The sequence below is a fragment of the Oceaniglobus sp. K40-3 genome (assembly GCF_055808395.1).
Genome location: NZ_CM147868.1, coordinates 797,462 through 813,286, shown reverse-complemented (window position 1 = coordinate 813,286; position 15,825 = coordinate 797,462). Strand labels below are relative to the sequence as shown.

General features: G+C 63.8%; 10 protein-coding genes and 3 pseudogenes. 6 read left to right on the top strand and 7 right to left on the bottom strand.

What is annotated here, in order from left to right; all coding sequences use genetic code 11:
* The first annotated feature begins 113 nt into the window (after positions 1 to 113).
* The 3 genes and pseudogenes from AC0L7P_RS04250 (at position 114) to pbpC (ending at position 8,126) form a co-directional block, all read left to right on the top strand.
* Positions 114 to 5,541: pseudogene (locus AC0L7P_RS04250) on the top strand (alpha-2-macroglobulin family protein).
* Positions 5,538 to 6,098: a putative glycolipid-binding domain-containing protein gene (locus tag AC0L7P_RS04245; protein WP_473434634.1), complete on the top strand. Its 561-nt coding sequence runs from the start codon at positions 5,538 to 5,540 to the stop codon at positions 6,096 to 6,098. Before AC0L7P_RS04250 ends, AC0L7P_RS04245 begins: the two are co-directional and overlap by 4 nt.
* A pseudogene (gene pbpC, locus AC0L7P_RS04240) lies at positions 6,088 to 8,126 on the top strand (penicillin-binding protein 1C). Before AC0L7P_RS04245 ends, pbpC begins: the two are co-directional and overlap by 11 nt.
* A 6-nt stretch (positions 8,127 to 8,132) precedes the next feature.
* On the opposite strand, the gene AC0L7P_RS04235 reads toward pbpC, so the two are convergent.
* From AC0L7P_RS04235 to AC0L7P_RS04220, 4 genes are all read right to left on the bottom strand, one after another.
* The gene (locus AC0L7P_RS04235) at positions 8,133 to 9,308 is read right to left on the bottom strand and encodes an acetyl-CoA C-acyltransferase family protein (protein ID WP_473434633.1); all 1,176 of its coding nucleotides are present in this window, start codon (positions 9,306 to 9,308) and stop codon (positions 8,133 to 8,135) included.
* A 3-nt stretch (positions 9,309 to 9,311) separates the two neighbouring features.
* Positions 9,312 to 10,205 (bottom strand): metallophosphoesterase, encoded by an 894-nt coding sequence (locus AC0L7P_RS04230; RefSeq protein ID WP_473434632.1) that lies wholly within the window; start codon positions 10,203 to 10,205, stop codon positions 9,312 to 9,314.
* Positions 10,206 to 10,273: 68 nt separating this feature from the next.
* Complete coding sequence (locus AC0L7P_RS04225) at positions 10,274 to 10,516, bottom strand: hypothetical protein (protein ID WP_473434631.1); 243 nt, start codon at positions 10,514 to 10,516, stop codon at positions 10,274 to 10,276.
* A complete protein-coding gene (locus AC0L7P_RS04220) occupies positions 10,513 to 11,682 on the bottom strand; it encodes an aromatic ring-hydroxylating oxygenase subunit alpha (protein WP_473434630.1) in 1,170 nt (389 codons plus the stop codon). The genes AC0L7P_RS04225 and AC0L7P_RS04220 overlap by 4 nt, the downstream gene beginning before the upstream one ends.
* Positions 11,683 to 11,854: 172 nt before the next feature.
* On the opposite strand from AC0L7P_RS04220, the gene corA reads away from it, so the two are divergent.
* The gene (gene corA / locus AC0L7P_RS04215) at positions 11,855 to 12,802 is read left to right on the top strand and encodes a magnesium/cobalt transporter CorA (protein WP_473434629.1); all 948 of its coding nucleotides are present in this window, start codon (positions 11,855 to 11,857) and stop codon (positions 12,800 to 12,802) included.
* 90 nt (positions 12,803 to 12,892) lie between these two features.
* Here the strand turns inward: corA and AC0L7P_RS04210 are convergent, their stop codons facing one another.
* The 3 genes from AC0L7P_RS04210 to AC0L7P_RS04200 all read right to left on the bottom strand — a co-directional run bounded on the left by AC0L7P_RS04210 (position 12,893) and on the right by AC0L7P_RS04200 (position 14,221).
* The gene (locus AC0L7P_RS04210; protein WP_473434628.1) at positions 12,893 to 13,060 is read right to left on the bottom strand and encodes a hypothetical protein; all 168 of its coding nucleotides are present in this window, start codon (positions 13,058 to 13,060) and stop codon (positions 12,893 to 12,895) included.
* Between the two features lie 191 nt (positions 13,061 to 13,251).
* Positions 13,252 to 13,956, bottom strand: a complete 705-nt coding sequence (locus AC0L7P_RS04205) for a winged helix-turn-helix domain-containing protein (protein WP_473434627.1) — start codon at positions 13,954 to 13,956, stop codon at positions 13,252 to 13,254.
* A complete protein-coding gene (locus AC0L7P_RS04200) occupies positions 13,928 to 14,221 on the bottom strand; it encodes a hypothetical protein (protein WP_473434626.1) in 294 nt (97 codons plus the stop codon). The genes AC0L7P_RS04205 and AC0L7P_RS04200 overlap by 29 nt, the downstream gene beginning before the upstream one ends.
* A 207-nt stretch (positions 14,222 to 14,428) precedes the next feature.
* Between AC0L7P_RS04200 and AC0L7P_RS04195 the strand changes: the two genes are divergently transcribed.
* Positions 14,429 to 14,848, top strand: a complete 420-nt coding sequence (locus tag AC0L7P_RS04195) for a hypothetical protein (RefSeq protein ID WP_473434625.1) — start codon at positions 14,429 to 14,431, stop codon at positions 14,846 to 14,848.
* A 184-nt stretch (positions 14,849 to 15,032) separates the two neighbouring features.
* Positions 15,033 to 15,820, top strand: a pseudogene (locus AC0L7P_RS04190) (exodeoxyribonuclease III).
* Positions 15,821 to 15,825 lie beyond the last annotated feature (5 nt).

The following is a 15,825-nucleotide window of genomic DNA, read 5'->3' as shown; positions in this document are numbered from 1 at the left end:
CCGACCATCAGCGATTCACGTAAACATTGTCTTAAACGAGACATGCCACGACTCCTTGTCAGACTTGGCGCGCATGTGTCAGCATGGGCCATTGTATTTCATCGAGGTTTCCCATGGCCCGCCTGCTTTTTCTCGTCCTGTCGTTTCTGATGGCCTCTCTGCCCGCGCTGGCCGACCCGGCGATTCCCGAACGGCGGCTGTCGGTCAGCCGCGACACCGATTTTTTCGGCGGTGATCTGCAATCGATTTTCGACACCACCTATCAGGTTTGCCGCACCGCCTGCCTGTCCGATGGGCAGTGCCGCGCCTTCACCTTCAACACCCGTTCAAACGCCTGTTTCACCAAATCCTCGGTCACTGACCGGCAACCCTATCAGGGGGCATTTTCCGCCGAAGTGATCGAACAAACCCCCGAAATGCTGACCAGAGCCGAACAGCGCCGAGGCGAGCTTTCGTTTCTGGAACCACAGGATTTTACCGCCGCCCTGACCGAATCCGTCGCCCTGCCCGGGCGCCACACCAACACCGGCCTGACAGCGGTGGAATTGCTGCAATCCGCCCGCGATGCCCGCGCCAATGGCAACACCCTGGGCGCGTTGCGTTTTACCGGTATGGCGCTGGGTCAGACCGACGCCGCCGATCTGTGGGTTGAATATGCCCGCCTTGGCCTGAGTGTCGAAACCAGCGATCTCGCGCAAGCGGCGCACGTACCGCGAACACGCCCTGAGCGATGCGATCAACGGCTATCTGCGGGCCGGAACGGTGCCGCTGCGGGTGTCGGCCCTGTCGGTGATGGCCGACGCGCTGGAGCGCAACAACCGGGGGCGCGCGATGATACCCGCCCTGCGTCTGGCCCAGAGCCTGTCGCCCCGCGATGATCTGGCCACGGCACTGGACGATGCCATCGGAAAATTCGGTTTCCGCATTGCCGAACATGAGGTGGAAAGCGATCTGGCCAGCCCGCGCATCTGTGCCGAATTCAACGAACCGCTGGTGCAGGCCGGGGTCGATTACGCGCCGTTCGTGCAGACCGAAGTGTCCGGGCTGGCCGTCGATGTCGAAGACACCAAGCTGTGCCTTGAAGGCGTCGAACATGGCGGGCGCTATCGCGTGACCTTCCGCGAGGGGCTGCCTGCCGCCTCGGGCGAGGTTCTGGCCAAATCCGTGGTGCTTAACCTTTATGTGCGTGATCGTTCGCCCGTGGCGCGGTTTGCCGGGCGCGGCTATGTGTTGCCTGCGGGGGGCGATGTGGCCTTGCCCATCGTCACGGTCAACCTCACCGAGGTCGATCTGGTGCTGCGCAAGATTTCCGATCGCAACGTGATCCGCGCCATTCAGGACCGGATGTTCGGCGCGCCGGTGCCCGATTATCGGCAAGACGAATTCGCCAATGAGCTGAGCCAAGAAATCTGGCGCGGCAAGGGCGAAGTGCAGATGGAACTGAACCGCGACATGACCACCCGCCTGCCTTTGGGTGAGGTGGCCGGTGATCTGTCCACCGGGATTTATGCGGTGCAGGCCTCGATTCCCGGCGCCGATCCTTACGATAATCCGCCCGCCACCCAGTGGTTTGTCGTGTCCGATCTGGGCATGACCACCCTGTCGGGCAACGACGGGTTGCACGCCTTTGTCCGCTCACTGGCCAGTGCCGATCCCGTGGCGGGGGTCAAGCTGACCCTGTTGTCACGCGCCAACGCCGTGCTGGGCACCGCCATGGCCGATGACAAGGGGCATGCCCTGTTCCCCGTGGGCCTGACCCGTGGCACCGGCGGCGCGGCGCCTGCCCTGTTGCTGGCGGAAAACGGTGATGCGGATATGGCGTTCCTGCCGCTCACCGACCCCGAATTCGACCTGTCTGATCGCGGTGTCGCCGGGCGCGCGCCCGCCGGGCCGATGGATCTTTTCCTGACCACCGACCGGGGCGCATACCGGGCCGGAAACACCATTGTCGCCACTGCCCTGCTGCGCGATGCCTCGGCCCATGCCATTTCCGATGTGCCGCTGACCGCGATCCTGCACCGCCCGGACGGGGTGGAATATTCTCGCACGCTTTCGGCCACCGGCCATGCGGGGGGCATATGTTTCGCCTGCCCACCGGGGGCGATGTGGCGCGCGGCACATGGCGGCTGGATGTCCACGCCGACCCGGACGCTCCGCCCCTGGCCAGCCAGCAAGTGCTGATCGAGGATTTCCTGCCCGAACGGATCGACGCCGATCTGACCCTGCCCGACGGGCCGCTGTCACTGGCCGCACCCGCCGCGCTGACGGTGGATGCCCGGTATCTGTTCGGTGCCCCCGGTGCCGATCTGGCGGTCGCGGCGAATGTGCGCCTTGCCCCGACCGAAACCCTTGACGGTTTTCCCGGCTATCACTTTGGCCAGTATGATCAACCTCTGCGCCCTGAAACCCGGTATCTGAACGGTGCGACAACCGACGCGCAGGGGCGCGCCATCCTGCCCCTGCTGTTCCCCGAAATCGACGCCACCGCCCGCCCCCTTGAGGCGCGCATCACCGCACAGATCAAAGAGGGGTCGGGCCGCCCGATTGAGCGCAGCATCACCCGCGCCATCGCCCCCGCCGCGCCAATGATCGGAATCAGGCCCGCCTTTGACGGCACCCTGCCCGAAAACACCGACGCCGGGTTCAGCCTGATCGCCGCCAATGCCACAGCGCCAATTCCCGTCCGTTGGACCGTCAACCGGGTTGAGCGGCACTATCAATGGTATTCGCTCAATGGCCGCTGGGAGTGGGAGCCGATCACCCACCGCACCCGCATCGCCAGCGGCGAGGCGACGCTGGGGGCTGACCCGGTCAATGTCTCCACCCCCGTCGAATGGGGCCGCTATGAGGTAAAGGTCGAACGGCTGGGCGAAACCTATGCCGTCAGCTCGATGGAATTCTATGCCGGATGGTACACCGCCGCCTCGGCTGTCGATACCCCAGATACGCTTGAGGTGTCACTGGACAAGCCCGCCTATAATGTGGGCGATACCGCCACCCTGCGCCTTGTGCCGCGCTACGCAGGCAAGGCGTTGGTCACGGTCATGTCGGACCGGCTGATTGATATGGTCGCGGTCGATGTGGCCAAGGGCGAAAACACCGTCGAAATCCCCGTAACCGAAGATTGGGGGCCGGGTGCCTATGTGGCGGCCACGGTTCTGCGCCCCTCGGACAAGGCCAGCGAAACCGCGCCGGGCCGCGCGCTGGGGCTGTCCTATGCGCCCGTCGATCCGGGCGCGGCGCAATTGCGCGCCAGTTTCGATGTCCCCCCCGAGGCGCAACCGCGCCAACCGTTTGAGGTGGCGCTAAAGGTCGACAATATCGCGCCGGGCGAAACGGCATGGGTCAGCATCGCGGCCATTGATCTGGGCATCCTGAACCTGACCGGGTTTCAATCGCCCGATCCGTCTGGCTATTACTTTGGCCAGCGCAAACTGGGCGTGGCGATCCGCGATATGTATGGCCGGTTGATTGATGGCAACACCGGCGCCATGGGCCGGGTGCGTTCGGGGGGCGATGCGGCAGGCGGAATGCAGATGCAATCGCCACCGCCCACGGAAAAGCTGCTCGCCCTTGTCAGTGGCCCGCTTGAGGTGGGAACCGACGGCATGGTGCGCACCACGTTTGATCTGCCCGCCTTCAACGGCACCATGCGCCTGATGGCCGTGGCCTGGTCCGACAGTGGCGTCGGGCAGGCGCAAACGGATGTTCTGGTGCGCGACCCGGTCGTCGTCACCGCCACCCTGCCCCGGTTTCTGGCCCCCGGTGATCAGTCGCGCCTGTTGCTTGAGGTGGTCCATGCCACCGGCCCCACCGGTATGACCGCGCTCAGCGTGGGGGGCCGGGGTAACATTGGACACTGCCGCCCTGCCCGCGCAATTCCCCCTGGGCGATGGGGAAAAGCAGGTGTTCAGCGTGCCGGTGACGGCGGGCGAGGTGGGCGATTACACCATCGAGGTTGCCCTGACGACGCCCGAGGGCAAACACCTGACCAAGCAGCTCACGCTGCCGGTGCGCCTGAACGATCCCGAAACCCACCGCACCAGCCGGTTCACCCTTGCTGCCGGTGACACGTTCACGTTTGATTCAGATGTGTTTTCCGGCTTTCGCCCCGGATCGGGCAGTGCCACCCTGACAGCCGGGCCATTGGCGCGGTTCGACAGTCCCGGCCTTTTGACGGCGCTCGATCGTTACCCCTATGGCTGCACCGAACAGGTGACCAGCCGCGCATTGCCGCTGCTGTATCTTGATGATGTGGCGCGGGCCATGGGCCTTGGCACCCGCGACCATATCCGCGAACGGATCGAACAGGCGGTCAGCCGGGTGCTGGATAACCAAAGTTCGGGTGGCAGCTTTGGTTTGTGGGGGCCGTCGTCGGGGGATTTCTGGCTTGATGCCTATGTCACCGATTTCCTGTCGCGCGCCCGGGCCAAGGGAATCGCGGTGCCCGACATCGCGTTCCGTCAGGCATTGGACAACCTGCGCAACCGGGTGAACTACGCCCCTGATTTCGATGATGGGGGCGAAGACATCGCCTATGCCCTCTATGTGCTGGCCCGCGAAGGGGCAGCGGCCATTGGCGATCTGCGGTACTATGCTGATGTCAAGGCGGGCGATCTGGCCACGCCCCTTGCCGTGGCGCAACTGGGCGCGGCCTTGGCCAGCTATGGTGACCCGACCCGCGCCGATGCCCTGTTTGCGCAAGCGGGGCGGATGCTGACCCAACCGGTAAGCGACCCGCGCCGCTGGCGCGCCGATTACGGCACCCGGCTGCGCGACAATGCCGCGGTGCTGACCCTCGCGGTCGAGGCCGGCAGCACCGCGATCAACCGCGACCGGTTGGTCGATGCCATCGCCCCGCTTCAGGGCGGGCCTGAGCGGTCGACCCAAGAGGCGGTGTGGTCATTGCTGGCCGCCAATGCCCTGTTGGATGACACAACAGGCGGGGCCTTGACCGTGAACGGTCAGGCCCCCGACGGCCCGCTGATCCGGGTGCTGGATGCCCAGACCGCCAGCGATCCGGTGCTGATTGCCAACACCGGCAATACCGAGGCAACAGTGACCCTGACCACCTTCGGCGTGCCGCAAGTGCCCGATCCGAAAGGCGGCGAAGGCTATGCCATCGACCGGACCTATTTCACCATGGAGGGCGACCCGGTGAACGCCGAGAGCGTGGCCGTGGGCACTCGGCTGGTGACGGTTCTGACGGTGCAACCCTTTGCCGATACCAACGCGCGGCTGATCATCGACGATCCTCTGCCCGCCGGGTTTGAGATCGACAACCCCAACCTGCTGCGTTCGGGCGAAGTGGGGGCGATGGATTGGCTGGACACCGTGAACGATGTGGAACACAGCGAATTCCGCTCGGACCGGTTTTTGTCGGCGGTCAACTGGCAGTCGGACACGGCGTTCCGGCTGGCCTATGTGGTGCGGGCCGTGTCGCCCGGCACCTATCGCCACCCGGCTGCCAGCGTCAAAGACATGTATCGCCCCCGCTACCGCGCCCGCACCGCCACCGGCCAGGTGACGGTGACCCCATGAAAGGCCGGGTGCTGGCCACCGCCAAATGGCGGCGCCTTGATGGCCCGGGCGAAGATACCTGCCGTCTGGTGGAAGAACCCGAAGGCTTCATGTTGGTTGGCCATGCGCGGTTTGTTCAGGCGGGCGTGGCGGCGGCGCTGGATTATGTGGTGCGCTGTGACAAGGGCTGGCACACCACTGGCGCCGATGTGACCGGCGCCTTTGGCGGTTCAACCCTGGGCTGGCGGTTTCAGCGCAATGGCGCATGGGCGGTGAATGGTGCGCCGGTCACCGGGTCAGATGAGTGCATCGACATCGATCTGGGCTTTACCCCCGCCACCAACCTGTTGCCCCTGCGCCGCCTTGCCGGTGATCTGGATCAGCCGCAACCGGTAACTGCGCTTTGGCTCTCGTGGCCCGAGGGGCGGGTGCAAACCCTGGCCCAGACCTATCACCAGACCGGGCCTGAAACGGCGACCTATACATCGCCGGGGTTCACCGCCGATCTGGCGCTGCATCCTTGCGGCTTTGTCACCCGATACCCCACGGGGTGGGAGGGGACGGTCGATGCGCCCTGAACGGCTGCTGTTTGCGCTGGCGGTCGTGCTGGCGCTGGCGGGGTATGGGCGTGACCGGTTCGATCACTGGATCGCCACCACCGAACTGCCGCCGCTGGCCGTGGAAACCGCCCCCGAAATCCGCGACCGTGACGGGCTGTTGCTGCGGGCCTATACCGTGGCGGACGGACGTTGGCGGCTGGCCCTTGGCGCTGATGCCGTCGATCCACGTTTTATCGACATGTTGCTGACCTATGAGGACAAAAGGTTTTTCACTCACGGCGGTGTCGATCTGCGCGCCGCCCTGCGCGCCGCGCTCAGCAGTCTGGCCCATGGGCGGCTGACCTCGGGGGCGTCGACCCTGACGATGCAGGTCGCGCGCCTGCTGGAGGATGGGCCGACCGGCGAAATCACGGGCAAGCTGCGCCAGATCCGCGTCGCGCTGGCGCTGGAACGGCGGCTGAGCAAGGCTCAGATCCTGACGTTGTACCTGAACCGTGCGCCTTACGGTGGCAATGTCGAAGGGCTGCGCGCCGCGAGTCTGACGTGGTTTGGCAAGGAACCCGCCCGCCTGACTCCGGCGCAGGCGGCGCTTTTGGTGGCACTGCCGCAATCGCCCGAAACCCGCCGCCCGGACCGCCACGCCGATGCGGCCCGTGCAGCACGCAACCGGGTGCTGGCGCGGATGCAGGCCGCCGGGGTGATCAGCGCCGACACCGCCACCACGGCGACGCGCGAACCGATCCCCACCGCCCGCCGCCCGTTTCCCGCGCTGGCCCCGCATCTGTCAGACCGCCTGTTGGCCGCAGCGCCCGCTGCGGGGGTGCAGACAACAACTCTGCGCCGCGCAACCCAGCAATCAATCGAGACACTGGCAAAGCAGGCCGTCGCCGGGCAGGGCGAACAATTGTCGATCGCAATCGTGGTGGCCGATCATCACACGGGCGACATCCTCGCTCATGTGGGGTCAGCGGATTATGACAACGACCCACGGCAGGGGTTCGTGGATATGACCAACGCCCTGCGTTCGCCCGGATCGACCCTGAAACCGCTGGTCTATGGTCTGGCGTTCGATTTGGGGCTGGCCCATCCCGAAACCCTGATCGACGATGTGCCGATGGTGTTCGGCACCTATGCGCCACAGAATTTTGACGGGCAGTTTCGCGGCACCCTGCCCCTGCGCGAGGCATTGCAACTGTCGCTGAACCTGCCCGCCGTGCAACTGGCCGAGGCGGTTGGCCCGGCCCGCATTCTGGCCGAGATGCGCCGCAGCGGGATGCAGGCCGAACTGCCCGGCGGGCGCCCGGGTCTGGCGTTGGTGCTGGGCGGTGTCGGGGTGACACTGGAAGGCATGGTGCAACTGTACGCCACGCTTGCCAATGGTGGCACGGGCGTGAACCTGCACGCCCTGCAAGGTGAAACGCCCCCCGGTGCGCGCATCTTGTCGCCCGAGGCGGCGTGGCATGTGGGGGATATCCTGTCGGGCCTTGCCCCGCCCCCGGCGCCCCCCGGGGCGAGATCGCTTATAAAACCGGCACCTCCTATGGCCACCGGGATGCCTGGGCGCTGGGATGGGACGGGCAATATGTGATCGGCGTCTGGATGGGACGGCCCGATGGCACCCCGGTGCCGGGGGCCTTTGGCGGCAATCTGGCCGCGCCGGTGCTGTTTCAGGCCTTTGGCCGTGTGACGGATCAGCGCAAACCCCTGCCGCCGCCGCCCCCTGCAACGCTGATGGTTGGCACCGCCGATCTGCCTGCGCCCCTGCGCCATTTCGCCAGCCGCAGCGCCGCCTTTGCCCCCGATGCCACGGCCCCAAAGATTGCCTTTCCCCCCGATGGTGCGCGGGTGGCGCTGGAGGGCGGGCCACTGGTCGTGAAACTGCGCGCCGGACGCCCGCCTTTCACCATCCTGTCCGATGGCCGCCCGGTGGCGCGCAAACTGAGCGGGCGCGAGGCATGGATAGACGCCCCCGGCCACGGTTTTGTCACCCTGTCGGTGATTGATGGCGCGGGGCGTTCGGCGCGCAGCAGCGTCAGGTTAGACTGAGCCGCCCTACAGCCGCTCGATCGCCAGTGCGATGCCCTGACCGCCGCCGATGCACATGGTGATCAGGGCCCGCCTGCCGCCGGTGCGGTCAAGTTCATACATCGCCTTGACGGTGATGATTGCCCCCGTCGCGCCCACCGGATGACCAAGGGCAATGGCACCGCCGTTCGGGTTCACCTTTGCCGGATCAAGCTCCAGCGCACGGTTGACGGCGATGGCCTGGGCCGCGAAGGCCTCATTGCTTTCGATCACGTCGAAATCCTGCGCGCTCAGGCCCGTGCGGGCGAACAGGGCGCGCACTGCCGGAACAGGGCCGATGCCCATCACCTCGGGGCGCACCCCGGCGTGGGCGTATCCGATCAGGCGAAAGGCGGGGGTCAGGCCCGCGCCCTCGGCCGCGTCGCGCCGGGCCAGAACAAGGGCCGCCGCGCCATCGTTGATGCCGCTGGCGTTGCCTGCGGTGACGGTGCCGTCTTTCTGAAACGCCGGGCGCAGTTTGGCCAGCCCCTCGGGGGTTGTCGCCTTGGGGTGTTCATCGGTCACGAAATCCACACTTGCACGGCGGGTTTTCAGGGCAACCGGCGTGATCTGGCTGGCAAAGCGCCCCTCGGTGATGGCCGCAGCGGCGCGACGCTGGCTTTCCAGCGCAAAGGCATCCTGATCTTCGCGGCTGATCCCGTGTTCGGTGGCCACGTTTTCCGCCGTCACCCCCATATGCCCGGTGCCAAACGGACAGGTCAGCGCGCCCAGCATCATATCGCCAACGGGCACATCGCCCATTTTCGCGCCCCAGCGGGCGGTCGGCAGGATATAGGGCGCGCGGCTCATGCATTCGGCGCCACCGGCCAGCGCGAAATCAGCATCCCCCAGCATCAGCGCCTGCATCGCCGAAACCAGCGCCTGCACCCCCGATCCGCACAGCCGGTTCACATTCATGGCCGGAACATGGTCTGGAACCCCGGCCTCTATCGCCGCGACCCGCGACAGATACATGTCGCGCGGTTCGGTGTTGATGACATGGCCGAACACCACATGGCCGATCCGATCCGCGCCCAGCCCCGCGCGCTCCAGCGCGGCGCGGCTGACGGTTGTGGCGAGATCAATGGGCGGCGTGCGCGAAAACGCCCCGCCAAAGGCGCCAATCGCCGTGCGGGCGCCCGACAGGATTACGATGTCGCTCATGGTTCACTCCGTTTCTTGGGGACCAGCGCGCAGGGTTACCAAAGTCACCTCGGGCGGCTGGGCGATGCGCAGCGGAACGTGGGAATAACCGATACCACCCGACACAATCAGATGATGACCATCCTCAACCACATGTCCATAGGCATAACGATCAGGGTATTCCGACGGTGTAAGGGGGCGCCAGCCAAAGAAATTCGCCTGTCCGCCATGGGTATGGCCGCTGAGTTGCAACAGCGCCCGGGGATCGCGCAGGGCAAAACAATCAGGCTCATGGGCCAAAAGGATCGCCGGGGCACCCTCGGGAACATCGCGAAAGGCGCGGTCCGGGTCATGGCGCGCGGTGCCGTCACGCCAATGTTTGTGGCCCTGCTGGCTGTCATAGCCAACCAGCCAGAAATCGGTGCCGTGATGATCAAGGGCAACCGACGCATTCAGCAACATGGAATGCCCCGCCGCATGCAGGGCATTCAGCACGCCACTTTCGCGGTATTCCGTGTCACGGGCGATGTCATCATCGCGCCAATCGTGATTGCCCAGAACCGCATGAACCCCCAGCGGCGCGTCAAGCCGGGCCAGAACATTGGCCGTCTGTTCGGCGGTGGCGCCAAAGCCCGGCGTCGGGCGGGCCGGAATGTAATCGCCCAGCAGCACAATCAGATCGACCGGCAGCGCGTTGACCCGGTCCACCACCTTTTCCAGCGCCCGCAGCCCGTTCCACGGTGAAATCGTGTGGAAATCCGACAGGATCGCGATGGAAAGCGGCGCACCGGGCCAGCGGGGCGTTGTGACATCGTGATGCACGAAATCCGGGCGGCCAGAGCACACGAACCAGCGCCGCAATCCGCGGCGCCCGCGCGCGTGATCAATCAGTCCGCCTATGGATGGTTCGCCCTTCATTGCCGCCTCTCAGCCCGGGGTGTCCTGACCATATCGGCGGTTTGGCGGGCCTTGCCAAGGGCGCGGTGTCAGAAACGCTGGCGAACCTCGCGTCCGCGATCCGCCAGACGGGTGTTCAGCACCGCCGCCTGTACCGCCCCAAGTTCCAGCGCAAAGACATAGGCGTGGGTGAGATAGAAACAGGCCGCGTCAATATCGCCCAATGCTTCGGCGCGGTCCCCCGCCTGGGTGTAAAGCGCGATCAGCGCCGCACGATCATCCACCCTGTGGGCGTGCAGCAGCGCCGCGTTCAGCGGATCGGCCCGGATCATGTCAGCCGGGCCTTTGCAATCTGGCTGGCCACCCAATGGTGAAAATTATGGGTCGGCCCATCCATGGCGGGCGAGAATTTACCGCCGTCAAACAACACCCCCTTGCGGCCCCGCTGCATCCCTTCGACCACAAAGATGTCCTCGGCAAAGACGGTTTTCCATTGGGCCGCGTTGCGATCCAGCAGGGGGGTATCAATTTCATCGGGCGGGACAGTGTAATACAGCTCGATGTGTTCGATGGTGTGATCCACGTCCAGCGGCGCAAGTATGATCGAAAAGAAATGATCGCGGTGAATGCCCATCAGGACGTTGGGATAGACGGCGATATATTCCGCCCCCTGATCCCATTTATCAGACAGATCGGTAAAATCCGGGAAGGTGCTGCCGTCGTCGCCCTTTAGCTGGCGGTAAACGAGGGTGCCCTGGCCCGAATACCGCCCCGGTTCGGCGATGTTGTAATGATCCTCCAGCCGGGAATAACTGTTAAGACCGGGATGCACCCAGGGCAGGTGATAGCTTTCACAATAATTCTCGACCGCCAGTTTCCAGTTCGATCGCACCTCAAGCACCAGTGACGAATGCGCGCCCCCATGATACATGGGCTGATCGAATTCCGCCCAGCGCGCCAGAAGATCACCGTGAACCTTTTCAAACGGCGCGGCGGCGCCATCGACATTGACGAAAACCGTATCACACCACACATGGTGGCGCACCCGGATCAGGCCCAGTTCATCGCGCCTGATGTCTTTGTGGGTGTTGTGGCCCGGGCCGCCCACATGGGGCGTGCTGCGCAATTCGCCGTTCAGGGCATAGCACCACGAATGATAGGGACAGCGGATCGCCCCGGGAATGTTGCGCGCCTGTTCCACCAATATCATGCCGCGATGGCGGCAGGTGTTCTGAAACACACCGATGGTTCCGTCCCGATCCCGCACCAGCAACAGGGGCATTCCCATGAAATCAACCGGCCTGGCGTCACCCGGTTCGGGAATGTCCTTGCCAAAACCCACGCCGGCCCAATGGGCGAACAGAACGGCGCGGCGTTCTTCGTCGAACATGGCGGCACTGGTGTAATGTTCGTTGGGCAGGCCCCGCGCGATGTTTACCGATGTCATGACCGGGGCAAGGGTGCTGTGGAACGGCTGCGCGTTGGCGGTGTCGGGCATCGTCGGCTCCTCAGATCAGTTGCGTCAGGCCAAGGATCGCGGGCCAGGAAACACCGGTCGCACCCATTTGCGACATTCGGCGCCGCCAAAGGGCCACCACCGGCCCCGGGGCTTGAACACTGGCCCCGTGCCGGTCAGACATACAAAGATGCCATAGCAAAGAGCCACCGACATGATCCGCGCCTTCGCAAACGACGACACCCGGCTGCGCCCGACTGCGGCGCAGGCCGATGCCCTGTGGCTTGATCTTCTCGATCCGACCGAAACCGAGATCGCGATGGTCGAGAAATCCTGTGATTTCACCCTTCCGACCCTCGATGACATGGTCGAGATCGAAATTTCGTCACGGCTCTACGTCGAGGACAAGGCCGCGTTCATGACGGCGCTGATCCCGTCGCGCACCGATACGGATGATCTGTTGATGAAGCCTGTGACGTTCATCCTGTCCGCCGGGCGGCTGATCACCATCCGGTATCACGACCCACGCGTGTTTGACGCGTCGGCCAGCCGGTTTGAAAAGGGCGCGCTGGATATTGTCGATGCCGAGGGGATTCTGTTGCACCTGCTGGATTCCGTGGTTGACCGGCTGGCCGATATTCTGGAACGCGCGGGGCACGACGTTGACCACGTATCGCGCGAGGTCTTTGCGCCCAAAGGGGCCGGACCGCGCCCCGATTACAAGACAACCCTGGAAACCATCGGGCGCAAGGGCGATCTGACATCGAATCTGCGCGACAGCCTGATGACGCTGTCACGCCTGGCAACGTTTCTGGAACCAAGGCTGCAAGGCACCGGCAGTGCACGTCACGAGGTTCTGCGCACGTTGGGGCAGGATATCCGATCCCTGCTGGATCATTGCGGTTTCATTTCGCAAAAGGTGACATTCCTTCTGGATGCGACGCTGGGCCTTATCAGCATCGAACAGAACGGGATCATCAAGATTTTCTCGGTTGCTGCCGTGATGTTTTTGCCGCCCACCCTGGTGGCGTCGGTCTATGGCATGAACTTTACGGCCATGCCCGAACTGTCATGGCCTTATGGGTATCCCATGGCGCTGGGGTTGATGGTGGTGTCGGCGGTGGTGCCTTATCTGTTCTTCAAGAAACGCGGCTGGTTATAGCGTCACGCACGCCCGACCAGATCGAACCTCGGGCGCATGACGTTTAAGCAGGCACTGGCAGGCAGCGCCGTTTAAAGATGTCCAAACGTTTCAATCATCAAGATCGGCGTCATCTGGCGTGGTGTTCAAATAAATTCGCCCGATCTTCCTGACGAAAGGAATGCTCAGAAAGGCGACAACCCCTGTGGCAATGACCAGCCTGTTGAACAGGCTTACGGGCATAGGATCAGTATCATCTGAATACAGATGGATGGCCACGGTAATCACAACGAACCAGATACATAACAATCGCAGCTTGCGCAGAACGCACTGCCTTGAAATTGCCGACACCTATCGCCCTCAACATCCTGTTCATCGCGCAACCACTATTCACAGGCCATCTTGATCCGCAAGGCAAACAGGGCTGGCTGCGTCCCGCTCGGTTTGGCCTGACGTCTGGCGCGCCGGGCCTAAACCATCCGTATCACGCCCTTGTCGATCGACAGCATATAGCCTTTGCGGGCGATGTTCTTGACCAGCAATTCACTGACCATCTGATTGCCCAATGTATCGCGCAGGCGTTTGATGCGGGTGGCACCGGCCGCCTCGTCACAATCGGCGGCCTTGCGCCCCGAAATCACCGCCTCAAGCTCGGCTCCCGACAGCACATCGTCATCCATCCGCGCCTCGGCCAGCACCGACAGGGTTTCAATGGCGGCTTCGGTCAGCTTGAATTCCATGTTGTTCAGATAAACCGTGCGTTCATCCCGCGAAATCAGCAGCGATGACACCTGAATGCCGGCCCGTTCAATTTCGCCCATCCGCCGGTTCAGCGCGATCAGGGTCACCAGAAACACCAGCGATGCAATCAACAGCGCCGTGGCAAAGATCAACAGCACAAAGATAACCGTGCGATAGCTGCTCAGAACCCCGGAAAACGCCGTGCCGGATTGGGCCAGAATCTCAAGCAGCCTGATTTCATTGCTCTGGGTCAGGGCGTCATTTTCGACGAAAATCTGTTCCACCCGGGCGTTGAACGCATTGGCATCGGGCAGGTTCACAAACAGCAGCAGCGCCGCGATCAGAAGGATCGCCACAATCGCGGCAATTCCGAACCCGACGATCCGCGCTGTCGAACGCCGCGTGTCAGTAGCGGAGGAAGTATTGCCCAGCATTCGCTTTCCTTTGTGCCAGTCCCGAATCGTCAAACACTGAAAGCACGTTCAGCAGGTGCCAGCCATCCACCGCAATGCGCGCAGCGATCACCGGCCGCGCCGCGCCGGTGGAACAGGCATCGGCAGGCAGGCGGATCACCCCATAATGCAGGCGCAGGGGATTGTCGGTCTTGGCCTTGTAATCGGCATAGCAGGCGGCATTGGCACTGGCCGCAAGGCCGATCACCGACAGGGCCAGAATGAAAGGGGCAAGCAGACGAAACATGGGGCAACCTATGGGTTCAGACATTTCGGTCACGATGGCCGCAACGGCCCCGACATTCAATAACACAAGGGGTTTGGCCCGTCGTTATCCGATAACGATGGCGCGATATTGCCTGACCGGCGCGGTCAGGGCGAGGGTCGCATCAGGCCAGGTCGGCAATGTTCGGCCCTGCTGCACATCTGAACCGACCTTCGAAAGGAATATCCCATGCCCCGCACATTCATTGCCTCTGTCCTGTCTGCCGCCATCGCGCTTGGGTCGCTGGGCGCCGCCGCACCGGCCCATGCCGACAACAAGAATCTGCAACGTCTGTTGGGCGGCATCGCAACCGTTGTGATTCTGGGTGCTACCTATGATCACCTGCGCGACAAACGCCAACGCAAGGCCGATCCGGTTCCCGAATACCGGCCCCGGCCCCACGCCAAGGTCGTACCGTCGCAATGCCTGCGCCGCAGCGAAACGCGCCGCGGGGTGCAGCGGTATTTCTCAAAACACTGCCTGCGCAAGAACATGCGTCATGCCAACCGCCTGCCCAGCGCCTGCGAAATCCGGGTGCGCGACCGTCATGGCAGAGCCACCGGCTATGCCCCCCGCTGCCTGCGCGATTACGGCTGGCGCCGGGGCTGAGACCAACAGGATTGCCACAGGGCGGCCTTATCCGCACATCTCCAGCCACCCTGTGGCATGTGGGCAGGTGGCATCGCGCCGCCTGCCCTTTTTCGTAACAGCGGCAAACGCACCGTCCATTGCGCATTGGGCAGGGTCAGGTAATCTTCGCCCCAAACACCGACCCAAAAGAAACGGAGCAGCCATGCCTTTCACCCTTGCCACATGGAACATCAACTCGGTCCGCCTGCGCGAACCTCTGGTTCTGCGCCTTCTGGGCGAAGAGGCCCCCGATATCCTGTGCCTTCAGGAATGCAAAAGCCCGGTTGACAAGATTCCGCGCGATGCGTTCGCGGCCCTGGGATATACCCACATGGTGGCACGGGGGCAAAAGGGGTATAACGGCGTTGCGATCCTGTCCAAACTGCCGATGCAAGAGGCGGGCGCCCTGGATCACGCGGGCCTTGGCCATGCCCGCCATATTGCCGGGCGGCTGGAAAACGGTGTGACGATCCATAATTTCTATGTCCCTGCCGGGGGGACAAGCCGGATCGTACGATCAATGAAAAATTCGGCCAAAAGCTGGATTACCTGACCGACATGCGTGATGCCTTTCATGCCGAGAGGCCCGAAAAATCGATCCTTGTGGGTGATCTGAACATCGCCCCGCGCGAAGATGACGTGTGGGACCATAAAAAGCTGCTCAAGGTCGTCAGCCATACGCCGATCGAGGTGGAGCATCTGGCCGCCACACAGGATGCGGGCAAATGGGTGGATGTGACCCGCACCGACATTCCCGATGGGCCGCTTTATTCGTGGTGGTCCTACCGTTCGCCCGATTGGGATGGGGCCGACAAAGGGCGGCGCCTCGATCATCTTTGGGCGACGCCGGATATTGCCGGGGCGGCCCATGGTTCGCGCGTGCTGCGCCATGTGCGCGGCTGGGAACAGCCCAGCGATCACGCCCCGGTTTTCGCCACCTTCGATCTGTGAGGGCA